Origin of the sequence: Xenorhabdus innexi (assembly GCF_002632485.1) — a bacterium.
Taxonomy (GTDB): Bacteria; Pseudomonadota; Gammaproteobacteria; order Enterobacterales; family Enterobacteriaceae; genus Xenorhabdus; species Xenorhabdus innexi.
The window spans coordinates 1-23554 of sequence record NZ_NIBU01000045.1 but is presented as its reverse complement, the minus strand read 5'-3'; the positions used below and the strand labels follow the sequence as shown (position 1 = coordinate 23554).

The window sequence follows — 23554 nt, the reverse complement described above, 5'->3', positions numbered from 1 at the left end:
GGGGGCGTGAGTGAATATTTTAACTTACTTACAACGGATTGGTCGGGCATTAATGGTGCCTGTAGCAACATTGCCCGCAGCGGCAATTTTACTCGGGGTAGGGTATTGGATTGATCAGACTGGTTTGGGTGTTGATAATAAGCTGGCAACATTGCTGATTTCATCCGGTGGGGCGATTATTGATAATATGGGAATATTGTTTGCAGTTGGTATTGCCTATGGGATGTCAAAAGATAAGGATGGTGCAGCCGCCCTGACCGGATTGGTCGGATTTCTGGTTGTAAGGAAACTGTGTTCGCCTGAAGCCATCGCAATGATTCAGGGGGTTCTGGTTGCTGAAGTGCCGGAGGCATTCAATAAAATTGATAACCAGAACCAGTTTGTTGGTATTTTAGTGGGAGTTATTTCCGCTGAGTTGTATAACCGCTACAGCAAGGTTGAATTGCCACTGGCATTGTCATTTTTCAGTGGTCGTCGTCTGGTACCGATCCTGAATTCTTTTTTAATGATCCTGCTCTCTTTTGTCCTGATGTTTGTCTGGCCTGTCATTTATAATTGGCTGGTGGCATTCGGCGAAAGTATTACCAATCTGGGTTCTTTGGGAGCCGGAATTTATGCTTTCTTTAACCGTTTGTTAATACCTTTAGGTTTACATCACGCGTTAAATGCAGTTTTTTGGTTTAATCTGGCGGGTATCAATGATATTTCTAACTTTTTGGGAGGCGCAAAATCAATAGCTGAGGGGACTGGAATTCCTGGTATTACCGGACGCTATCAGGCTGGTTTTTTCCCCATTATGATGTTTGGTTTACCCGGCGCAGCATTGGCGATATACCACTGTGCCCGTCCTGAAAAAAAAGCCATGGTTGGCGGTATCATGCTGGCTGGTGCATTTGCTGCGTTCTTTACGGGCATAACAGAACCACTTGAATTCTCTTTTATGTTTGTGGCACCTGTGCTGTATGTTCTGCATGCCATTATGATGGGTATTTCAGTCTATATTGCAGCAGCTATGCATTGGATTGCCGGTTTTGGCTTTAGTGCAGGTTTTATTGATCTTTTTCTATCCACTCGGAACCCGCTTGCTGTTCATTGGTACATGCTAATCCCACAAGGCTTGGTCTTCTTTTGTATTTACTATGTGGTATTTCGTTTTACGATCAAAAAATTCAATTTGATGACATTAGGCCGTGAATTACCAGAAGAAGGGGAAGTTAGAGAGGGTGAAATCCCTGCGGAGAAAAAAGAGAGCGGCTCAGTACAAAGTATTCAGGAAGAAGCCTATCAATATATTGCTGCTATCGGTGGTTCAGATAATGTGACAAATATTGATTCCTGTATTAGCCGTCTGCGCCTATTGGTAAAAGATTCTGCATTAGCCAATGAGCGGTTAATAAAACGTGTTGGAGCGACGGGGATTATTCGCCTGAATAAACAGAGTATCCAAATTGTTGTCGGTATGCGCGCTGAACTGATCGCCAGTGCGATGAAAGAAGTTATGGCGCAAGGGCCGATTGCCGCTGCGACAGAAATACAGGAAGACTCTTCTGATACACAGTCCAAGCGAGATAGCCAACAGACAGATCAAGCCGTTATCACTTTAGTTGCTCCTGTTTCCGGTGAACTTGTCAGGCTGGAAGATGTTCCTGATGAAGCATTTTCCAGCAAATTAGTAGGTGATGGCATAGCAATCAAACCAACCTCCGATACTGTTTTTTCACCCGTTTCAGGCACGGTAGTGAAAATATTCGATACCAATCATGCGCTATGTATTGAAGCAGATAATGGCGTGGAAGTTATCATCCATATGGGGATCGATACCGTCTCTTTAAAAGGCAAGGGTTTTGAGCGTCTGGTTGAAGAAGGTATGAAAGTAAAAACAGGAGAGCCATTATTGAAGCTGGATCTTGTATACCTGAATACTCACGCTAAATCCATGATAAGCCCGATTGTTATCAGTAATATTGATGATTATGCGGGTGTCAGTATTATGTCTGAAAGACAGGTTGTCGCCAAAGAATCCAACTTATTTCAGGTAATGAAATAAATTAGCTGCCAATTTCTTCTTTAAACTAACGGTGATCGTTTCGGCGATCACCGGAACGCCATTCAATTTAAATTATTCTACAATATATATTCAAGGTTATTATTTTAATCTTCAATATTAACCATAACTATATTAATGCAATATAATAATCATTATTTTATATAACCTTTTATATTGTTGACCTTGTATTAATTAACGCGTTATTAATGAGGTGTTTTTTTAGATCTTATATTTTATGGTTTTAATTTTATTTGATTTAAGGTAATTTATTTTACGCCGATTTGATGTTTATCTATTTTTTATAATGTAAATATTCATCATATGTACTTTGAATTTCTCATGTGGGTATTTTTTTAATATTTAAACAAGTCGTTTTTAAAGCCATAAGTTCATGTTTAATTTTGATTAGGTGAATAAATGTCAGGATGTTATTCCGAAGAGGAAATGGAACAGTATTTAAAAACTTGGGATGATAATGGTTATATTATTATTCGTTCAGCGGTGAACAGGGAACAGATTGATAAAACTGTAAGTGCGATATTTGAATTCTTAGAAATGGAGCAGGAAAACACGGCTGATTTCTATAATGAAAATACGCGATCCCGTTCAGGAATTGATAACATGGGACGTATTCCATTCTATCATCATCAGACATTATGGGATAATCGTCAAAATGAAAAAATTTATTCCGTCTATAAGAAAATTTTTGGTACTTCCGAACTATTAGTGAGTATTGATAGAGTTAATATGAATCCGCCTGTTACGGATACTTGGCAGTATGAAGGGTTTATTCATTGGGATATTGATGTTGCAAAACGGCCTTTAGAAAGAAAAGTTCAGGGTTTATTAAGCCTGACTGATGATGATGGTCATTCCGGTGGTTTCCAGTGTGTGCCGGGTTTCCATAAAATTATTTATCAATGGTTAGCTCAGCAACCTGAAGGGTATAACAGCCGCTTTCCTGATACCAATGGAATGAAGATAGAGTCAATTCCGCTGAAAGCCGGTGATTATGTGATTTTCGATGGTGCGCTACCACATGGAAATCAGCCTAATACCTCCGATAATCCCAGGCTGGCACAATATTTTTGTTGTTTTCCGCGAACCGATCTGACAGGTCAGCAAATTGCAGAGCGTATTTCAGCGTATCAACAGGGACTACCAACAACGTCAATAACCGGAAAACCTTTTCCTGTTAAAAAAGTTAGTCAACAGGATACATCGGGTATTCACCTGACTGAATTAGGGAAAAGATTATTGGGATACTGATTTAAGGATATTGGCATGCTCTAATGGAGAAACAGGATGGATTATATTGAGAATCCAATTGACATATCAATTGTTCTCCCCAGATATCATGAGAATTATCTGGTTATTGAAAAAACAATACAACGAATTAAAAATATTCAGCAAGTATTGAATGTGAAAATTATCATTGTGAATGATTCAGACCGAAATAGCTTTTATGACCGGGATATAGTCAAAATCAAACAGAATTACCCCGATGTTATCGTTATTTCTAATTGTGGTAATTACGGTAAAGGATATAGTATTCGACGAGGTGTGGATTTGGCTAAGGGAAAATATATCTTTTATACTGACATTGACTTTCCGGTAAAAGAAAATGATTTCTTTAATGCTTATAAAAAAATAAAAACAGATGCTACTGATTTAGTGATAGGAGAGCGTTTCTCAAATAATAAATCAAAAGCAAATCGTTATCGGAAAATAACCAGTCGGTTTTTTCTGAAGATAGTTAATGTATTATTACGATGTAAAGTATCAGATTCACAATGTCCATTTAAAATGCTCAAAGCTGATTTGGCAAAAGAGATTTTTTCCAAACAAAAAATTAAAGGTTACGCTTTTGATGCGGAAATTATCTATCTTGCCAAAAGACTGTCTAAAGATTTATGCCAACTCCCCGTTAATTGGGATGATACAAGAGAGAATTGGGGGTTAATAAAAACATTATCAAATTACAGCGTCATGATTTACGCGGTTTTTTCTATCAAGGTTTATTGGTTTATTAATAATCCTGAAGTCATTTAATTGATTCAGTTTTCAATTGAATTTATTTAATCTTTTATTTAAAAAGTAGAAAGGTATAAAAATATGAAATTTCCACAATGGCCTGACTTTGCCGAAAAATCATTAAAAGATATTCAACAGCCACTATTATCTGGTGAAGTTAATTACTGGACTGGAGAAAAAGGCATGGAATTTGAAAATAAATTTGCCCATTGGATTGGTGCAGAAATGGCAATTTCCTGTAATTCAGGCACCTCTGCTGTGAATATTGCTGTGGGGGCATTAAATATCGGTCCCGGTGATGAAGTTATTGTTCCCTCATACACCTTTATTGCTACGTCTTTTGCTGTTTTACAGTGTGGAGCCATCCCTGTATTTTGCGATACGACGGAAGAACATACGATTGATCCGGCGAAAATAGAAGCCCTGATCACCAAGCGCACAAAAGCCATCATTGTTGTGCATCTTTATGGTGTTGTCTGTGATATGGATGCAATCATTGCTATTGCCCGCAGGCATAACCTCAAAGTGATAGAAGACAGCGCTCAATGTCTGGGAGGGAAATATAAAGGTAAACTTGTCGGAACGATTGGGGATGTCGGCACATTCAGCTTCTGTCAGTCAAAGCATTTTACCACGGGTGGTGAAGGTGGCATGGTTGTGACCAATAATCCTGACATTGGTTGGGAATGCCGCGCTTATCGTGATCACGGGTTTGATGTGAAAAGAAAATTTGATTTACTGGCTTTAGAAGAAGTGTCATGGCATGTACATAATCGCATTGGTTATAACTACCGTATGACTGAAATCCAGTCGATTATCGGGATTAATGAGCTGGAACGGTTTGATGACTGGAATATGCATAACCGTAAACAATATGCAAAAATCTATGACGCAAAATTTTCAGAAATCGATTTAATCCACAGCCTGCCATTGAATAGTGAAGACAGACAGAACGGATATTGGTTATATCCTATTGTGTTTGATCTTGACAAACTGGATTGTACTGCTGAAATCATTTTGCGTGATTTGAAAGAAATTGGTGTGCCTGCGTTTAAAATCCAGTGGCCAGAAGCTTATGGCGAAAGGGTTTTCAGAGAATTACGCGGTTTTGGCTCTGCCAATTTCCCTTTCCGCTCCAGTGAGTATACATCGCCTGAATCGGTCAATTACTGTGATATTGTGTGTGAGACTGCCCGTTCTTTATTACCCCGGACAATCAGCTTGTATTTGCATCCCAGCTGGAATGAAGAGCATATCGTTTATTGTGCTGATCAGTTAATCGCAGTGCTGGAAAATCATCGTATCCGCTGATCCGGCTGACTTCCATTATAGAAAACGACAGGCCTTTACCCGGAATGGCCTGTCTGTATCCTTTTTTTCACCAAGACTCTCTTTTTTCCTCTATTTCCCACTAACTAAGTGTTGTTTCTCGGTTCAGCTTAATAGATTATAGAGCGTTATATTGAAGCGCTTTTTGCATTGAGGAATAAAACGATGAGTGAGGCAGATACTCGCCCGACAAACTTTATTCGTCAGATTATTGACGAAGATTTGGCAACTGGTAAACACACATCCGTGCATACCCGTTTCCCGCCTGAACCTAACGGTTATCTGCATATTGGTCATGCAAAGTCGATCTGCCTGAATTTCGGCATTGCACAAGACTATCAGGGGCAATGCAACCTGCGTTTTGACGATACGAACCCGGTTAAGGAAGATATTGAATACGTTGAGTCAATCAAACAAGACGTTCAATGGCTGGGTTTCCAGTGGAGTGGTGATATCCGTTACTCTTCTGATTATTTCGACCAGCTGCATCAATACGCTATTGAGTTAATCAATAAAGGTCTGGCGTATGTCGATGAACTAAGTCCTGAAGAGATCCGTGAATATCGTGGTACGTTGAAAGAACCGGGTAAAAACAGCCCGTACCGCGATCGCAGTGTGGAAGAAAACCTTGCCCTGTTCGAAAAAATGCGGGCCGGAGAGTTTGCAGAAGGTAAAGCGTGCCTGCGTGCCAAAATTGATATGGCTTCTCCTTTTATCGTCATGCGCGATCCGGTTATTTATCGCATCAAATTTGCAGAACACCATCAGTCTGGCAATAAATGGTGCATCTATCCGATGTACGATTTTACCCACTGTATTTCCGATGCGTTGGAAGGTATTACACACTCTATCTGTACATTAGAGTTTCAGGATAACCGCCGTCTGTATGACTGGGTACTGGATAACATCACTATTGACTGCCATCCACGTCAGTATGAGTTTTCCCGCCTGAATCTGGAATACGCAATAATGTCCAAGCGTAAACTTAATCTGCTGGTGACTGAAAATATTGTTGATGGCTGGGATGACCCGCGTATGCCAACCATTTCCGGCTTGCGCCGTCGTGGTTATTCCGCTGCATCAATCCGTGAATTCTGTCGTCGTATTGGCGTCACTAAGCAGGATAACAATGTAGAAATGGCTGCGCTGGAGTCCTGTATTCGTGACGATCTGAATGAACACGCGCCACGTGCTATGGCCGTTCTTGATCCGGTGAAACTGGTTATTGAGAATATGCCGGAAGGTGAAGTTATCCTGACCATGCCTAACCATCCGAATAAGCCGGAAATGGGCAGCCGTGAAGTGCCTTTCAGCCGTGAACTTTATATTGATCGGGCTGATTTCCGTGAAGAAGCCAACCGTCAGTATAAGCGTCTGGTCATGGGTAAAGAAGTACGCCTGCGTAACGCTTATGTAATTAAAGCGGAACGTGTTGAGAAAGATGCAGAAGGCAACATCACCACGATTTACTGTCATTATGACGAGCAGACGCTGAATAAAGATCCGGCTGATGGCCGTAAAGTGAAAGGCGTTATTCACTGGGTCAGTGCAGCACATGCCGCACCCGCTGAATTCTACCTGTATGATCGGCTGTTCAGTGTGGCAAACCCGGGAGCGGAAGATGATTTCCTGTCCACGATTAACACTGAGTCATTAGTGATACGTAAAGGTTTTGTTGAACCGGGTCTGGTGAATGCGCAGGCAGAAAAAACCTACCAATTCGAACGCGAAGGGTACTTCTGTGCTGACAGCAAACGTTCAACTTCTGAACATTTAGTGTTTAACCGCACTGTGGGTTTACGTGATACTTGGGCGAAAATCTCCAAAGAGTAACGCCAGCTAAAATCAGGCATATACCCAATGGAAAAGCGCGATTATTGTCGCGCTTTTTTTATGTGTAAAAGAATCGTAATGAAAATTAATCCCTCCTTCCAAGATTAAAAATTGCCTTATAGTCACATGTTGTGTAGGGTTATTTTGTGTTGATGCCATGTCATTTAAATCGTGTAATTTAAACCGTGTTGTTGAAGCCGTATTGCTTAAATGATGTTGTTTATAACATGTTGTTTAAACGCGTTTTAATATGCCAGAAACAGCCTTCTGTTCTGGGCGAAAATAATAAACTCGGACGAGGTCATTATTAATGAAAAGTATTAAATTGCATACTTTGGCAGCATTTATCATCGCGGCAGGGTTTACTGCAGGCACTTGTGCAGAAAACATTCGTATGGAAATGACATCACAGCAGATAGTGGATTCACTCAGCAAATTAAACGTGAATTTCAGTATGGTAGACAATCAGGCCGGAGCACATGGAACTGACTGTGCCATTTTAGGCGCAGACTGGGCAGCCTGTAATCGGGTTAATATCACATTGACCAATGGTAATCAGAATATTGATTCTGCGGATTGGTCACTCTATTTCCACAGTATTCGCCCAATCCTCAAAAGTGATAATGAGCAATATAAAATAACTCATATCACAGGTGATCTGCATAAACTGGAACCGACAGAAAAGTTCAGGGGTATCAGAGCGAATGAAAAAATCGTACTGCCGATTATCGGAGAATACTGGCAGATTTACAGTACCGATTTTATGCCGCGCTGGTATGCCACATCCGGTGATGCCATACCTAAAGTTTTGGCAAATACTGATACTGAAGATCTGAGTGCATTTTTATCTGACTTTACAGGAGAGCAATGGAAACGAACCACAACCGACCATAATATCCTAATGACCCCGGAAAACCGTTTTGAGAAAAATCGGCAGATGGTGCTAATTAGTGAGGATAAGCTGCGGGGGAAAATTATTCCGACACCTAAAAAGGTGATTGTTCACTCACAGGATGTCAATTTGTCCCGGGGAGTAAAGCTGGAGCTGGGTGGGTTGAGTAGTCAGTCAATCAAAGTGGTTCGGGATCGCTTTGCTGCTCATAAAATCAAGTTAACTGATAATGGTTATCTCATTACAACTCAGATTAATGCCGACAAATTTGCGGGTAACTGGCGGGTAAAGGGGGCTTACTCACTGGATATCACCACTAAGGGAGCGCAAATTGTTGCTTTTGATCAGTCCGGCGTATTTTACGGCCTGCAATCGCTGTTTTCTCTGCTCCCGGCTGATGGAGAACCTAAAATTGCCACACTAACGGCAAAAGATGCGCCCAGATTTGAGTATCGTGGCATGTTCCTCGATGTCGGGCGTAATTTTCACAGTAAAGCAGCAATATTGCGTCTGCTTGACCAAATGGCTGTTTATAAGCTGAATAAATTCCATTTCCATTTAAGTGATGATGAAGGCTGGCGGCTGGAAATTCCCGGTTTACCGGAGCTAACAGAAATCGGCAGTAAACGCTGCCATGATCTCAGTGAGACAAAATGCCTGCTGCCACAATTAGGCTCAGGGCCGGACAGCAATAATATGGGAAGCGGCTATTTCAGCCGTCAGGACTACATCGATATTCTGCAATATGCCAAAGCCCGCCAGATAGAGGTGATCCCGGAAATTGATATCCCGGCTCATGCCCGTGCAGCAGTAATCTCAATGGAAGCACGCTACAGAAAACTAATGGCAGAGGGAAAAGAGCAGGTAGCTAATGAGTATCGTTTGCTCGACCCGACAGACACATCAAATACAACATCTGTACAGTTTTATGATCGCCACAGCTACCTGAACCCCTGTATGGAGTCCTCCAAACGTTTTGTTGACAAAGTCATCAATGAAATTGCCGCCATGCATAAAGAAGCCGGATCACCACTGACAACATGGCATTTTGGTGGTGATGAGGCGAAAAATATTCGTCTGGGAGCGGGATATCAGGATAAAGATGGCCCGATTGAGCCGGGTAAAGGGATCATCAATAAAAAAATTGAAGATAAACCGTGGGCAAAATCTCAGGTGTGCCAAAAAATGATTGCTAACGGCATTATCAAAGATGTTGATGAGCTGGCCAGTTATTTTGCGATTGAAGTCAGCAAAATCGTTAATAAACAGGGTATTGATACCATGCAGTCATGGCAGGATGGTCTGAAACATGCAAAATCAGTTAAAGACTTTGCTACACGGCATGTTGCGGTGAACTTCTGGGATACGCTCTATTGGGGTGGCTATGATTCTGTTAATGACTGGGCCAATAAAGGTTATCGGGTCATTATTTCTAATCCTGATTATGTTTATCTGGATATGCCATATGAGGTTAACCCGAAAGAACGGGGTTATTACTGGGCTTCCCGTTTCAATGATGAAGCGAAAATCTTCAGTTTTGCACCAAATAATATGCCACAAAATGCGGAAACTTCGGTGGATATCAACGGAGACTATTTTAATACAGACAGTAGTAAGCGTTGGCCTGGGGCATATGGGCTGTCAGGGCAGGCATGGAGTGAAACTGTGCGCACTGATGAACAGATGGAATATATGATTTATCCGCGTTTATTGCCGTTGGCGGAACGGGCATGGCATCAGGCCGGATGGGAGCAGAATTACCAGCAGGGCAGGAAATACAAAGGTGGTGTAACACGGTATGTAGAGACGGATAAGCTTAATGATGACTGGCTTCATTTTGCTAATCTGATAGGGCAGCGTGAAATGGCAAAACTGGATAAAGCGCATATTGCGTACCGTCTGCCGATACCCGGTGCAAGAATTGTATCCGGGACACTGGAAGCTAATATCGCTTTGCCGGGTCTGAAAATTCAGTATTCACTGGATGATGGTAAGACATGGGAAACTTACGATGACAGGCAACGCCCGCATGTAAATGGTGATGTGCAAATTCGTTCTGTCAGCACTGATGGCAGGCGTTTCAGCCGGGTCGAAAACGTGCGTTCTGAATAGAACATCAAAAAGCAACCTGCCGATTAGCGTCAGCTAATCGGCAGCAGCTTCTTCTGACAGAGTCAGACACCAAAATGGCAATAATTACTTACTTCTTATCGTGCTTTCTCATCATGTAACGAACCGTCTTTGCGACAATCGCCGATAGTGCAGTGACCATACAGGTATAGACTATGATTTGACAGCTTGATTCCATAACGTGTTGCGATATCTTTCTGACGTTCTTCAATGGATTCATCGCTGAATTCAATTACTTTACCGCAGTCAAGACAAATCAGATGGTCATGGTGATGTTGTTGAGTGAGTTCAAAAACCGATTTACCGCCTTCAAAATTATGGCGTGTAACAATGCCTGCATCATCGAACTGGTTCAACACGCGATAGACAGTGGCGAGGCCAATCTCTTCACCGATATCAATCAGTTTTTTGTAGAGATCCTCCGCACTGACATGATGGCATTCTGGGTCCTGTAGCACTTCCAGAATTTTCAGGCGAGGAAGTGTTACTTTAAGTCCAGCATTTTTCAATGCTTTATTGTTGTCGGTCATGCGGATTCAGTCCTGTAACTTGAGTTTAGTGAACTTTAACGATACATACCCATTGTCTTTCAAATTACTTTTGCAAATTGCTTTTGGCTGAACAAATTCATTTCTGACGAATTTGTCGCTCCCTTGCCGCAGCGATGCAATTCGAAACTCATTGGGTATGAGTGTATCGTGAGAGAATCATGATTTAGTTTCACGTTGTAGATTATAGGCATGGATGTTGAAAATGAAAACCATACCTATACCCTTCGTCTTTCAAGCTGCCTCTTTGTTAGCTGCGCTCATTCATCCCAGTCACATAGTTATCTATGCTCCCGGGAGTCATTCCTTTGCTGCCGCGACGCAACTTGAAATCCATTGGGTATATTGCGCTATCATGACACATTATTCAGGAATTATCCTGTGCAAAAGACGTTTCTTATTTCGATAAGACGCCAGAAGACATCGATAAAACGCCAGAACAATTTTATGCGCCAAGAATTTCTGACAGGCTCATCTCAGCCGTGATCTGTTTTACCCAAGTTTCAACACGTTCATCCGTCAGTTCCGGCTGGCGATCTTCATCAATGGTGAGGCCAATAAAGTGTTTATCGTCCGCCATTCCTTTTGATTCTTCATGGTGATAGCCTTCAATTGGCCAGTGACCAACGATAATAGCACCGCGAGGTTCAATAACATCACGAATAGTGCCCATAGCATCACAGAAATACTCTGCATAATCTTCCTGATCACCGCAGCCGAACAAGGCAACCAATTTTCCTTCAAAATTGATTTCTTCCAGTGTCGGGAGAAAGTCATCCCAGTCACACTGAGTTTCGCCATAATACCAGGTTGGAATGCCCAGCAGCAGGATATCGAAAGCTTCAAGATCTTCTTTGCTGCTTTTGGCAATATCGTGGACTTCTGCAACATCAGCACCGCCCAGTTTTTCTTGGATCATTTTGGCAATGTTCTCTGTGTTGCCAGTGTCGCTGCCGAAGAATATACCTATTATTGCCATAAAGTAGATTAACCTCTTGTTTAATATGTATTTAAGATATACATGTCACGCTGAAATCAGCAGGAAAAAATATTAGTTTTAATAAACGAAAAAACTTCATTTTGACCAAACATCTATGACAAGTCTGTCAGATTTGTGTGGTAGCGCCGTATCACGCTGTTGAATTAAAGCCGTTAATTGGTAAGGTTATTTTCTGCTGCCAACTGAGCAAGCAACATCTGTTCAATCAATTCACTGCGGCTGATATTGCGCTGTTTTGCCAGATGATTCAGGGCATCCACAGCATCTTCATTAAGTTTTAGCTCCACGCGACGAAGCCCTTTGACTTTATCCCGGCGTAGCTGATTACGTTTATTGATCCTAAGCTGTTCATCTCTGGACAGCGGACTTGTTTTAGGTCGCCCAGGCCTGCGTTCATCTGCGAACAAATCCAGTGTGGTGCGATCAGTTTGTTCTTTTGCCATAAATTTAATTGATAAAGGGCGTGTACCAATAATATAGCGGGCAATGATACCTTAGCTGAGCGCGTGTCGCTACTGGTTGATAGGAGAGATTATCAGGATTGGGTATAACAATATTGAGTATAACGATAGTGGCTAAGTAACGTGTTGTGAAACAAATAAAGTAGCGCGCTCTGATTAAGACAATGACCTTAACCAGAGCACGATTCCGGTCGTTATGGCATAAAAACTTTTCTTATCATATAGGTAAGAGAATCAAGGCTTTGTTGCCATGCAAAATCTGATTCCAGAATTTGTCTGCCGATGGCTCCATCAACAGTAATCATCAACCAGGAGCTGGCCTGTTCTGCATTGATCTGCTTATCAATTTCGCCATTCTCAATACCTTTGCTGATTAACTGGGTTAAATGCTCCCGGACTTTCTTCTCATTTTCGATAAATATCTTATTAATGACCGGATTCCGGCTGGCCTCAGCAATAATTTCAATACTGAGGCGGGCATAACCGGGTTCGTTATAAAGCTGTATCAGCTTTGCTAACAGCTTTTCGATTGTCGCAATCACAGAGTTTTCATTATGGCAGGCAGCCAGAATTTCATCATAATCATGGCTATCTTCTTCCGCAATGGCTTCAATAATGGCATTTTTGGTTGGATAATAATGAAACAGATTTCCGGGACTCATGCCAGCCGCTTTGCAAATTTCTGCGGTTGATGTTGCATGAAATCCTTTTTCGATAAAACAGGAGATGGCCGCATCAATAATATGCTTACGTTTAGCCCGCTGTTTTTCCGTCTGTTTTTTCACCTTGTACTCCTCCAAAGAGTGGGGGCAGAATCAACTCGATTCATATCAATGATAATTGAGATCGTCTTTTGTTACCGATGACAATTTCCTGAGATGTGGAATGATATAATTTTTAAAATCATCCATATAACTATAAATAACAGGCACAAACAGCAAACTGAGTAAAGTTGAGCTGAGTAACCCGCCAATGACGGCGATAGCCATAGGGGCACGGAAACTGGTATCCGCACCACTGGTCAGAACCAGCGGGATCATCCCGGCAATCATAGCAATTGTTGTCATGATGATTGGCCTGACGCGCTCTCTCCCTGCCTGAATAATGGCATCATTGCGTGACATACCAGAACGGGATTTTTCGAGAATAAACTCAACCAACAAGATTGAGTTTTTGGTGACAATACCCATCAGCATTAAAATCCCGATGATAACGGGCATATCAATCGTGGCATTATAAAGAAGCAAAGCGACAATGGCACCACCGATAGCAAATGGCAGGGCAATCAGGATAGTCATCGGCTGTAAGAAATCCTTAAACAGAATAATCAGAATAGCCAAGACCATCAGGATACTGAGCATCATAGTGGTGAAGAAGCGTTCGAACATCTCATTCATGTATTCAATATCACCATACTCAATTCTTTTAACTTCCGGCGGTAAGTTTTCCAGTGTGGATAACTGTTCAATTTGTTCCAGTGCGGTTCCGATAGCTATACCATCAAGATCTGCTTCAACCACAATCTTACGTTGTCTGGAGATACGTTCTATGGCATCAGGCCCTGAGCTGAAAGAGATATCTGCTACCGATTTGATAGGGACATTCACCCCTGAGGTACTGTTGACATACATATCACTCAGCACAGCAAGATTATCTCTGTTCTCTTTTGACAATAAAACGCGGATTGGCACCTGTCTGTCAGGTAAATTGAATTTAGAGGTATTGGCACTGATTTCACCGATAGTGGCGGTTTTAATGGCTGCACCGATCGCATCCGTTGTTACCCCCGCTCTGGCCGCTTCCGCAATATTGGGAGTGATAATAATTTCCCGTCTGGGTAACGGTTGCAGGATCTGAATATTTTTCAATCCGTTTAATTCCATCATCTCCTGACGTAGCTGCTGTGTTGTCTGAGACAAAATCTCTGGATAGTCGCTGGCTAACACGATTGAAACATCCCGGTTCCCGCTACCGCTGCCAAAACTATATCGAATATCTGGCGTTGAATCTAAAATAGGTGCCAATGATTCTTCAAACTCTTTTTGTGACAATTTACGATCATTAATGGGCACTAAATTAACAATAATCGTGCTCTTACTCTGACTGATATCCCCGGCTGTTCCTTCAACGCCTGCAATAGAAAAAATATCTATAATTTCTGGGCGGTCTTTAAACTGCCTAATCACCTTCTGTAAAATTTCATCGCTTTTGGCTACCTGTGTTCCGGGAGGTGCTTCAATATCTATTTTGGCGATACTGATATCTGATTTGGGTAAAAAACCGGAAGGTAGCAGTTCAAGCAGGCTGAGTGAACCAAAAAGGAAAACAATGGCTAAGGCTAACGCTGTTTTGCGAAATTTGAGTGTTTTATCGAGAATGGCTACATATTTATTGATCCATTTTGGTGTTCTGAATTTATCTGCTTCACTGTTTTCTCCAGTTAATGCTTTTTTAGCTGATGCTTTTTTCGGTAATAACAAGTAAGCAGACATCAGGGGAGTAACCAGTCTGGCGACTAACAGGGATGATAAAACAGCGGCGGATACAGTAATCCCGAAAGGAACAAAATACTGGCCGACAAAACCACCGACAAAACTGACCGGCAGAAAAACAGCAACAATCGTAATAGTGATCGCGATGATAGCAAAACCAATGGCATTGGATGCTTTTATCGCAGCAATATAAGGCCTTTCACCTCTTTCAATATGTTTTTCTATATTCTCTATTTCGACTATCGCATCATCAACTAAAATACCAATCACCAGCGTTATTGCCAATAATGTGATGCTGTTTAATGTGTAGCCGAATAAATGCAGAATAATAAATGTAGGCAGAATAGATAACGGCAGAGCAACGGCAGCAATTAATGTTGCCCGCCAGCTTTTCAAAAAGAAAAATACAACAATGACCGTTAATACCGCCCCCTCAATCAGGGTTTTCATCGTGGCGTTATAGCTGGCTACAGTGTATTTCACATTTGATGAAACCAGCTTTATATCAATATCAGGGTACTCTTTTTCAATGACTTTTAATGCCTGTGTTACCCCTTTTTCGACGACGGTATCACTTGAACCTTTGACACGGAAGATAGAAAAACCAATAACAGGCTTACCATTCAGGCGGGCGATGGTATTTGTTTCTGAATGAGAGTCTTTAATTAAGGCAATATCACCCAGTGATACCCAATTATTATTTTCTAACGGAAGTTTTAATTTACGTAAATAATCAATTTGATTCTTAGCACCTAAAATACGGATAGCATGATCCTGCCCTGCGATAACCATTTTTCCGCCGGGAATATTGGTATTACTCTGGAGTAACAGCCGGTTAATATCTGCAACACTGATTTTTAATGCCGCGAGTTTTACCGGATCGGGTTCAACTAATATCTCTCTGTTTGTGCCTCCAGAGCGGCTGATCTTTTGTACGCCGGGAACGGTTAATAAATACTTACTTAATTTATCATCAACAAACCATGATAATTCAGTCAGGCTTTTATCCTTAGATTGAACCGCATAATTCAGAATAGATCCCCCCTCAACATCAATGCGGTTTATCAGAGGTTCATCTATAGTCTGTGGTAATTCTGCCCGGATCTGGGTGATTTGCTCCCGAATATCATTCACGGCAACATTGGGATCAACATTCAAATTGAATTCGACAACAGTAATTGAGACACCATCAGTAATGGTTGAATTAATATGTCGGATGCCGGGCAAACCAGAAACTGCCCGTTCGATAGGTTGTGTAACGGCATTTTCCATTTCGGAAGGAGAAGCACCACTTTGTGTAGCAGTGACTGTCACTATAGGAAAATTAATCACTGGGTTGGCATTAATCGGTAATTCAGAAAAAGAGAATAACCCAGCAATAGTCAAAGCCAGAAAAATAACAATTGTGGGAATTGGCTTTCTGATAGCCCATTCTGATAATTGAAACTTCATCTTATTTTCCCTGTGGCGTAATAGAAACAGTATCCATCTCCTGTAAGAATGGAGATGCAGAAACAACAACTTTATCGTTTACTGATAACCCTGATTTTATTTCAACCCAATTATCAAAAATACGCCCTATATTAAGCTGTTTCTTTTTTACCAAATTTTTTTCACCAACAACAAAAACACTGGCCTTATTTCCATGGGTTATATTGACTGAACTATAAGGAACAGCATTAATCTTTTCGGGCTTAAATTGAAAGAAAGCATAACCGAAATCACCTAATCTGATATTTGCGGGAACATTTTCAAGTGCAATTCTGATATTTCCTATCTGCGTGACAGGGTTAATTTTTGGCGAAATATACCTTACTTTACCGGTTATTTTCTCTCCTCCGGTCAGGGTTATTGTTGCAGAGAAACCCACCTGTATCTGTTTTAAGTCAGTAATATAAGCTTCAGCAGAAAATTCGTATTGATTATCAGCAATAAGTTTAAATAGATAATTATTATCAGTGGTCATACCCACTGTGGCGGCACGTTCACTGATCACACCATCTTTAGGAGCAAGGATCGTTGTTTTGGCTCGTTGATTTTTCTCTTCCTGCAATAGAGCCTGTAATTGTCGGTATTCAGCTTTTGCTGCATTCAGAGCGGCCAGTGCGGAGTTTGCCTCCATTTTATATTTTTCAAATTCGCTGGCTGAAATTACACCTGTATTGATCAGAGGTTTTACCCGCTTCAGCTCAGACTGTGCCTGACTGTTTACAGCCTCATTCTGTTTTACCATAGACTGCGCTTGTTCGAGTCTTGCGCTGGCCTGTCTGACTTTGTCATCCTGAATGGGCGTTTCCAGCATAGCCAGAATATCCCCCTGTTTGACATGATCACCTTCTTCGACCAAAACATGGGTAATGATAAGTTGAGTCAGTGTAGGGCTGATGACAACTTCATTTCTGGCGACAACAGAGCCTAATATATTGACGGTAGGAACAAAGGAAACAGATTGCATTGTCGTGGTTGAAACATACATCTGTTCCGTGGGTGTCTGAGCGTTTGTGTTGAAAATAAGAATAGAAAAACAAAAGCTAAGAAGGGATAACAAATTTCTTGCCATTTATCGTCCTTACTAATCTGCATGAATGCTTAAATTAGTGCCTATTTTTTAGATAGATTAGTCTATCCATAAATTAGACGCAAACAATTTCGGCAGCATTCTACTCTGAATTGATTCCTGAAAGATTAACTATAAATTATGAATGGAATTTGCGTTTTTGTTCCGGGTCTGAGTATTTGTGAAGCTCCCTTATCCTCTGGCATGAGACTGTTAACGAACAAATACAAATTCCTACAAGCGGTTATTTTGAGTTTTTACAGGCGTCCTCTACGTGCTCAGCCCGGCGATGAACATCTCATTAATCGTGACGTGGTGTCATTTCTCTTTTTTACTGAATTCCCGTGCAAATTCCGCCGACAGGACGATATTTCACCAAAACTATATGAAAATTGGATTTAATTGTTTGATTAATTTCACTGATGAATGTGTACAATTATAGACCTAATATCTTCTATTCATTCAGCACTATTCCGATCCCTGACGGGTAAAAATGTAAGTGAAATTCAATGATAAACAACAAGGAATCACTGTACCTGCAAGAACGCGCCTACCTGCGGGAGCTGGCTCAGCGCGTGGCAAAAGAATCCCCCCATTTAACAGATTTTTTGGCAACGGCCCATGATCCCGATATTCAACGCCTTTTCGAAGCGTTTTCTCTGCTGATTGCCCGCTTACGGGATAAGCTGGAGGATGATTTCCCCGAAATTACTCACGGTATTCTGTCCCGTATCTGGCCGTTAGTACTGTGCCCTATCCCACCCACGACAATCATGCAATTTTTTCCCACCGATGGTGAACATCAGGGCGCTGCGGATATTCCCGGAAACACGGCTGTTTCTGCACAGGCGGAGGAGCAATTACTCACGTTCAAAACCTGCCGCCCATTGCATATTGAGCCTTTAGTGGTGCGGGATCGCAGGGTGAAAAAAACCGGCACGCATAGTGAAATTATTCTGACCTTGTGTCAGACGGGAAGTACTTCTTCGGTCTGGAAATGCGGCGCGCTCTCTTTCTTCCTGGGCACGGATACTGAGCAGGCAGCACAGCTCAGCCTGTGGCTTGACCAGCATATCTGTGAGATGAGCGTCAGCGCACAGGGCGAGCAACGTAAACTGAACTGTTTTCCTTATGGCTGGCATGACCTGCTGGATAAGCCCATCCTGCCGATGAAAAAGAACACCTATACCGGCCTGCAAGCACTGGTTGAATATTATGCCCTGCCGCATCTGTATAATTTTGTCACGCTGGATATCAGCCGTGATCGCAAGGAAATTCCGCTCAATGCGGACGGCACGTTTGAACTGATTTTTCGTTTTGAAGGCGAACTGCCGCTGGATGATGTCAGTGATGCTTTTATGCTGGGCTGTGTGCCGGCTATTCATCTGGAAAAACGGTTCAGCCCGCCTATTCTGCTGAGTGCCGAAAATCACTGTTATCCCTTGCCGCTGGGGGATTCGGTGAAATTGTTCCGGTTGCATGACGTTCAGGTGGTTCAACAACCCGATGATGACGCCCAACGGGGCACGCCTTACCGCTATCTTCCAATAGCGCAGTTTACGCCCGCAGCGGAACTGCTGGCCGGGGAAGAGCCGGATTATTTCTACTACCAGCTCCGCACCGAACGTGATTTGCTGGATCGCATTCAACACCGGTTGCATTTTTTTGACCTGACAGGTAAACCGGCTCGCAACCTGCCTGAACTCACGGTCGCCTGCGATTTCACCGGCTATCATGAACCCGCCATGATACTGGAGCAAGGCAGCATCAATGTGATGCAGGAGGGTTCACCTTCGCATCTCAGCGTGCACAATATTATGCCAGTGACCCCCGATTCTCCGCCGATGTTGCAGGATAACTCCGGTTGGCCGCTACTTTCCTGCCTCTCCAGCCCACCCATTTTGTTGTTTACCACAGAAGGGATGCAGCATTTTCTTCGTCTGTTTAACCATTATGCCGAATTTAACCGCCCCCTCAGCCGCCATATCCAGCGGCATATCGACGGCATTATGCAGGTGGAAGAGAGCCTGATTGACCGGATGAAGCTGGGCTGCCCTGTCCGTGGGCGTCTGCTGTCACTGACCCTGAACCCTGATTGTTACGCTAATCCGGGGGAGATGTACCGCTTCTGTCGGTTAATCCATGAGGCGATGGCCTGCTTTGTCAGTCAGTCCACCTTCGTCAAGCTGGATGTATCTACCTCGCACCAAAAAAATCTGTGGGAATTCAAAGAAGTCTATGGGGCACGCATGGAGATGTAATTCTAAGGAATAAAGAATAAATAAGGAGCGAAAAAACATGAATTTACTGCAAACTTCAAAAAGCGGATTACGCTTCACATTTCAGATAGCGGGGCTGCCTGAATCCACCTTTGCCGTGGGTGAATTTTCCCTTCAGGAAGGGTTATCTGAACTGTTTACCCTCAATCTGACACTGGTTCAGTCCCTGCCTGATAACCCCTTTCGGCCGAAGCCGGAAATCGATTTAACCACACTATTGATGCAGGAAGCAGTGTTGCAGGTGTTTAACGGTGCAACATTGCAACGCAAAATTACCGGCATCGTTTCCCATGCTGATTGGGCAGGCACTGATGGCAATAAAACCCTGTATACCGTGACGGTGCGACCTGCCCTCTGGCGTCTGACGCTCAATCAGGACAGCCGGATTTTCCATCAGCAGAATGTACCTGCCATCCTGAATAGTCTGTTGAAAAAGCATAAAGTCCGTGCCGATTCGAAGCTCTACGATCCGCATCAGGACAGGGAATATGTGACCCAGAAACGGGAATCTGACTATGGGTTTTTCAGCCGTCTGGCTGCGGAAGAGGGGATCAGTTTCTGGTTTGAAGATGAAACCCTGTTTTTCAGTGACAGCCATCTGGGGATGACTGCGGGGCTTCCGCTGCTTTACCAGCCCCAGCCGGAAACCGCGCACGGGACAGATACCATTTATCAGGTGCGGCTGGGCGTCGGAATGAGTCCGCAGCGCAGTTTTTATAAAGACTTCAACCCGGAGAACCCACGCTATCACCTCTCCCATATGGAAAGCAGCGAAGGTTTCCGCGACTTCGGCAGCAAAACCCCCTACACCGTGTTTGAAAGTTACGGGCGTTTTCAGAAAGATGCCGCCGCCAAACCGTTTCTCAAATACCGCCATGAAGCACTGGATAACCAGAAAAAAACCGGCAGCGGCAACAGTAACTGCATCAAACTGATGCCGGGTAAGATTTTTGAGATAAAAAGCCATCCACATAAGCCGCTGAATGCCCGCTGGCAGGTAGTCGGCATCAGCCATCACGGGCGCTGCCCGCAGGCTCTGGGCGATAGCAGCGGAGAAGGCACCACGCTCAGCAATCATTTCAGTTTTATTGATGGCCTTGCCGACTGGCGTCCGCCATTCCACTACAAACCGCTGGCCGATGGCGATGAAACCGCGATAGTGGTCGGGCCGGAAGGGGAAGAGATTTTCGTTAATAAAGAGGGCGCGATTAAAGTCCATTTTCACTGGAACCGCTACGATCAGCCCGATGATAGCGCGTCCTGCTGGGTTCGCGTCGCACAGGGCTGGAACGGTAACGGCTTTGGTTTTATGGCGATCCCGCGTATCGGTCAGGAAGTGATTATTTCCTATCTCAATGGTGATATTGACCGGCCCATCGTCACCGGCTGTGTTTACAACGGCCTGAACCGTCCGCCGCTGGATTTACCGGCGCAGAAAACCCGCACGACCTTTAAGACTAAAACCCATAAGGGTAAGGGTTTTAACGAACTGCGTTTTGAGGATGCCAAGGACAGTGAGGAAATTTATTTCCATGGGCAGAAAGATTTTACCGCCCATATCGAAAACGATGCCCTCTGGCATATCAAACATGACCAGAAACAACGTATCGATAATAACCGTTATCACGAGATCCTTGCTGATGATCATCATCAGGTAGCCGGTTCGCGCAAAATCACCACCGAAGGCGATGTTTCCCACCGGATTGCAGGTAGCCAGCATACCCAGACCGGTGATGCGACCGTGATTGACAGCGGGCAGGAAATCCACCTGAAAAGTGGCGGCAAAGTGGTGCTGGAAGCGGCGGCAGAAATCACCCTGAAAGTGGGCGGCAGTTTTCTGAAAGTCACACCAGCGGGCATTTTATCTTCCATGATTAATGTCGGGCAGGGTTCCGCAGGCAGCGGGCGTGGCGTTTCATTGCAACTGCCGGAGGGGGTAGAACCGCTCGCACAAGTAGGGCAACTTCCGATGGCTGAAGCACTTCCTGTAACCGAATTTCCGGCTAAACCACCTTGTGCCATCCTCGCACAGCAAGAGGAAAACTGGGTTATCACCGGAGCAGAGGAAGCATAATGGAATCGACTAATTGGAAAAGCTGGCTGTCACATCAGGACAAAGGGGAGTGTTATTTTCTGGTCAATAGTCTGGCGGAACCGAATCCGGTTCAGACCTTTTACCTTAATGGCTGGACAGAGCAGGCGTTTCCACTCTACAGCGGTACGTCGATGAATGCCATGCTGGAACAAAGTCCGTGGCTGATTCAACCCAAAACCAAATGCCTGCCGGAACTGGCTTTACTGCTGGATAAACACGAATTCAGCGATGCCAGTTGGGGTTGGGGCTATCGCAGTACGTTACCGTGGTCATTTCAGTTAGAGCACTGGCGATTGCATCAGCAGGTTTTGCTCCGTGGGCAAGTGGTGGTTTTGCGTCTGATGGATAACCGCATTTTCACCCCCTTGCTGCCCGCCCTACAGCCCGGCGATTGGCGTGAACTCTTAACTCCTGTTAATGAGCTGATGATCGATACGCCCGAACCGTATTGCTATTACCGGCCGGAAAACTGCCCTCAGGTATTAACAAAGAATTTATTTGTGCTGGGCGATCACCTGATTGAAGCCCGTTACTCAACCGATACTGCCCTCAAGAATTTAGCCTACTCCTTAAGTTGTCAGCTTTGGGAGGAAAACTCCGAATTGGCGCTGAAACTGGATGAACCGGAAGGGCAATTGCAAAACAGTCTTGTGGCGTGGCTTAAGCAGGCGAGAGATGAAAAACAAAACCTGAATAAGCTCACTGTTGAACAATTTATTACCGAAATCAATTAAGGAAGAAAAAATGAGCCGGTTAGAACAGCAGGATTGCATTAACTGCCCAGATATATTGAAAAACTGGATTGAGTTTCAATTGGTTGATGAAGAGGGTAACCCTTTGTCAGGAATGCCTTATAAATTGAAAAGCCGGGGAAACAAAAGCATTGTACGAACGGGGACTACAGATGGAAATGGCTTAGTACGTGAAAAAGAACTCCCCCCTATGCCAGTGACGCTATCTGTTACAGCGCAAATTCTTGCCGATGAAGTAGTTAAACGAACACCTCGTCAGCAAACGGGAGAAGTCAATTCTTCTGTAAAGCCAACGGCTATATTGGACGGGCATGAATACCAATATATTACGTTGGGTATGCTCAGTGACGCATACCCGAAGATTAAAGGCTGGCAGGAAGATGAATTGAAATCATCTGAACATTTTAAAAATTCGACACTAGAAGGTTTCAGCACATCTCAACTTAAACGAAGGCATGTGTTGGAAATGCAGGTGATTGAAAGTGGTATTAACTTGACGATTGGCGTCTTTTTTGATGGCACTGGGAACAATGTGGATAATACCAATGAGCGTCTCTGTGCCATAACAGAGGATGGGTTTCCTTCAGAACAGCCTAATAATTCCGACTGCTCATTCAACAAATACGGAGCACCCGGTGATGTGTGGCGGCTAAGTTACGACAACTATTATACCAATATAGTTTTCTTATATAAAATATATAAGGAAGATGAAATTAGTGATGGAAATCATCAAATTAAAGTGTATATAGATGGTGTTGGTACCAAGGCAGGTGAATCTGACAGTGTCGTTGGATATGGAACAGGAAGAGGCGATACGGGGGTTATCACTAAAACGGATATTGCTATTCAAAAAATCAAAACTGCACTTTTGAAATTACAAGATGAAGTAAAAGATAATATCAGATCTCTTCAGTTTGATATTATAGGTTTTAGTCGTGGGGCAGCATCTTCTCGTCATTTTGCAAATCGTATTTTGGCTAAAGATGCGGATTTATTAAATGTATTACTTGGATTCGACTAATAAGTGCAATTTCTAAGAAAGGCGGTCAGTTGCTATAGTAGGCATCTTTCTCGCCAAAGGAAAATGCACTATGACCTATACACA

Annotated in this window: 16 protein-coding genes; 10 read left to right on the top strand and 6 right to left on the bottom strand. The window is 43.2% G+C overall.

The features are described 5' to 3' along the window. Window positions 1-10: 10 nt before the first annotated feature. The 6 genes from nagE to Xinn_RS15115 all read left to right on the top strand — a co-directional run bounded on the left by nagE (window position 11) and on the right by Xinn_RS15115 (window position 10247). Window positions 11-2047, top strand: coding sequence for an N-acetylglucosamine-specific PTS transporter subunit IIBC (gene nagE / locus Xinn_RS15140; protein ID WP_086956028.1), 2037 nt, complete (start codon window positions 11-13; stop codon window positions 2045-2047). Between the two features lie 417 nt (window positions 2048-2464). Next, window positions 2465-3316, top strand: coding sequence for a phytanoyl-CoA dioxygenase family protein (locus tag Xinn_RS15135; RefSeq protein ID WP_086956027.1), 852 nt, complete (start codon window positions 2465-2467; stop codon window positions 3314-3316). A gap of 36 nt (window positions 3317-3352) precedes the next feature. Beyond that, window positions 3353-4099, top strand: coding sequence for a glycosyltransferase (locus tag Xinn_RS15130; RefSeq protein WP_086956026.1), 747 nt, complete (start codon window positions 3353-3355; stop codon window positions 4097-4099). A gap of 63 nt (window positions 4100-4162) precedes the next feature. Beyond that, the gene (locus Xinn_RS15125; RefSeq protein ID WP_086956025.1) at window positions 4163-5392 is read left to right on the top strand and encodes a DegT/DnrJ/EryC1/StrS family aminotransferase; all 1230 of its coding nucleotides are present in this window, start codon (window positions 4163-4165) and stop codon (window positions 5390-5392) included. A 183-nt stretch (window positions 5393-5575) separates the two neighbouring features. Beyond that, entirely contained in the window at window positions 5576-7243 is a 1668-nt protein-coding gene (gene glnS, locus Xinn_RS15120; protein ID WP_086956024.1) for a glutamine--tRNA ligase, read from the top strand. A gap of 310 nt (window positions 7244-7553) precedes the next feature. Further along, on the top strand, window positions 7554-10247 hold the full coding sequence (locus tag Xinn_RS15115; RefSeq protein WP_086956023.1) for a beta-N-acetylhexosaminidase: 2694 nt from the start codon (window positions 7554-7556) through the stop codon (window positions 10245-10247). Window positions 10248-10342: 95 nt separating this feature from the next. Here the strand turns inward: Xinn_RS15115 and fur are convergent, their stop codons facing one another. From fur to Xinn_RS15085, 6 genes are all read right to left on the bottom strand, one after another. Continuing rightward, window positions 10343-10795 (bottom strand): ferric iron uptake transcriptional regulator, encoded by a 453-nt coding sequence (gene fur, locus Xinn_RS15110; protein ID WP_086956022.1) that lies wholly within the window; start codon window positions 10793-10795, stop codon window positions 10343-10345. 463 nt (window positions 10796-11258) lie between these two features. Further along, entirely contained in the window at window positions 11259-11792 is a 534-nt protein-coding gene (fldA, locus tag Xinn_RS15105) for a flavodoxin FldA (RefSeq protein ID WP_086956021.1), read from the bottom strand. Window positions 11793-11965: 173 nt separating this feature from the next. Further along, entirely contained in the window at window positions 11966-12256 is a 291-nt protein-coding gene (gene ybfE / locus Xinn_RS15100; protein WP_086956020.1) for a LexA regulated protein, read from the bottom strand. Between the two features lie 212 nt (window positions 12257-12468). Then, window positions 12469-13059 (bottom strand): TetR/AcrR family transcriptional regulator, encoded by a 591-nt coding sequence (locus Xinn_RS15095; protein WP_086956019.1) that lies wholly within the window; start codon window positions 13057-13059, stop codon window positions 12469-12471. A 45-nt stretch (window positions 13060-13104) separates the two neighbouring features. After that, a complete protein-coding gene (locus Xinn_RS15090; protein ID WP_086956018.1) occupies window positions 13105-16218 on the bottom strand; it encodes an efflux RND transporter permease subunit in 3114 nt (1037 codons plus the stop codon). A gap of 1 nt (window position 16219) precedes the next feature. After that, on the bottom strand, window positions 16220-17326 hold the full coding sequence (locus Xinn_RS15085; protein WP_086956017.1) for an efflux RND transporter periplasmic adaptor subunit: 1107 nt from the start codon (window positions 17324-17326) through the stop codon (window positions 16220-16222). Window positions 17327-17832: 506 nt separating this feature from the next. Here Xinn_RS15085 and tssF point away from each other — a divergent pair. From tssF to Xinn_RS15065, 4 genes are read left to right on the top strand one after another with little or no spacing between them, the layout of a single operon-like run. Then, on the top strand, window positions 17833-19584 hold the full coding sequence (tssF, locus tag Xinn_RS15080; protein ID WP_086956016.1) for a type VI secretion system baseplate subunit TssF: 1752 nt from the start codon (window positions 17833-17835) through the stop codon (window positions 19582-19584). Window positions 19585-19621: 37 nt separating this feature from the next. Continuing rightward, a complete protein-coding gene (locus Xinn_RS15075; RefSeq protein WP_086956015.1) occupies window positions 19622-21676 on the top strand; it encodes a type VI secretion system Vgr family protein in 2055 nt (684 codons plus the stop codon). Then, on the top strand, window positions 21676-22431 hold the full coding sequence (locus Xinn_RS15070) for a DUF4123 domain-containing protein (protein WP_244590218.1): 756 nt from the start codon (window positions 21676-21678) through the stop codon (window positions 22429-22431). The genes Xinn_RS15075 and Xinn_RS15070 overlap by 1 nt, the downstream gene beginning before the upstream one ends. Before the next feature lie 10 nt (window positions 22432-22441). Next, a complete protein-coding gene (locus Xinn_RS15065; protein ID WP_099137678.1) occupies window positions 22442-23470 on the top strand; it encodes a DUF2235 domain-containing protein in 1029 nt (342 codons plus the stop codon). Window positions 23471-23554 lie beyond the last annotated feature (84 nt).

What these genes read in the sequence shown, in the direction of transcription:
- Xinn_RS15090 (WP_086956018.1), bottom strand. Translation starts at nt 16,218, where the DNA reads ATGAAGTTTCAATTATCAGAATGGGCTATCAGAAAGCCAATTCCCACA.
- Xinn_RS15085 (WP_086956017.1), bottom strand. Translation starts at nt 17,326, where the DNA reads ATGGCAAGAAATTTGTTATCCCTTCTTAGCTTTTGTTTTTCTATTCTT.
- Xinn_RS15065 (WP_099137678.1), top strand. Translation starts at nt 22,442, where the DNA reads ATGAGCCGGTTAGAACAGCAGGATTGCATTAACTGCCCAGATATATTG.
- Xinn_RS15130 (WP_086956026.1), top strand. Translation starts at nt 3,353, where the DNA reads ATGGATTATATTGAGAATCCAATTGACATATCAATTGTTCTCCCCAGA.
- fldA (WP_086956021.1), bottom strand. Translation starts at nt 11,792, where the DNA reads ATGGCAATAATAGGTATATTCTTCGGCAGCGACACTGGCAACACAGAG.
- glnS (WP_086956024.1), top strand. Translation starts at nt 5,576, where the DNA reads ATGAGTGAGGCAGATACTCGCCCGACAAACTTTATTCGTCAGATTATT.
- Xinn_RS15115 (WP_086956023.1), top strand. Translation starts at nt 7,554, where the DNA reads ATGAAAAGTATTAAATTGCATACTTTGGCAGCATTTATCATCGCGGCA.
- ybfE (WP_086956020.1), bottom strand. Translation starts at nt 12,256, where the DNA reads ATGGCAAAAGAACAAACTGATCGCACCACACTGGATTTGTTCGCAGAT.
- Xinn_RS15125 (WP_086956025.1), top strand. Translation starts at nt 4,163, where the DNA reads ATGAAATTTCCACAATGGCCTGACTTTGCCGAAAAATCATTAAAAGAT.
- fur (WP_086956022.1), bottom strand. Translation starts at nt 10,795, where the DNA reads ATGACCGACAACAATAAAGCATTGAAAAATGCTGGACTTAAAGTAACA.
- Xinn_RS15070 (WP_244590218.1), top strand. Translation starts at nt 21,676, where the DNA reads ATGGAATCGACTAATTGGAAAAGCTGGCTGTCACATCAGGACAAAGGG.
- tssF (WP_086956016.1), top strand. Translation starts at nt 17,833, where the DNA reads ATGATAAACAACAAGGAATCACTGTACCTGCAAGAACGCGCCTACCTG.
- Xinn_RS15135 (WP_086956027.1), top strand. Translation starts at nt 2,465, where the DNA reads ATGTCAGGATGTTATTCCGAAGAGGAAATGGAACAGTATTTAAAAACT.
- Xinn_RS15075 (WP_086956015.1), top strand. Translation starts at nt 19,622, where the DNA reads ATGAATTTACTGCAAACTTCAAAAAGCGGATTACGCTTCACATTTCAG.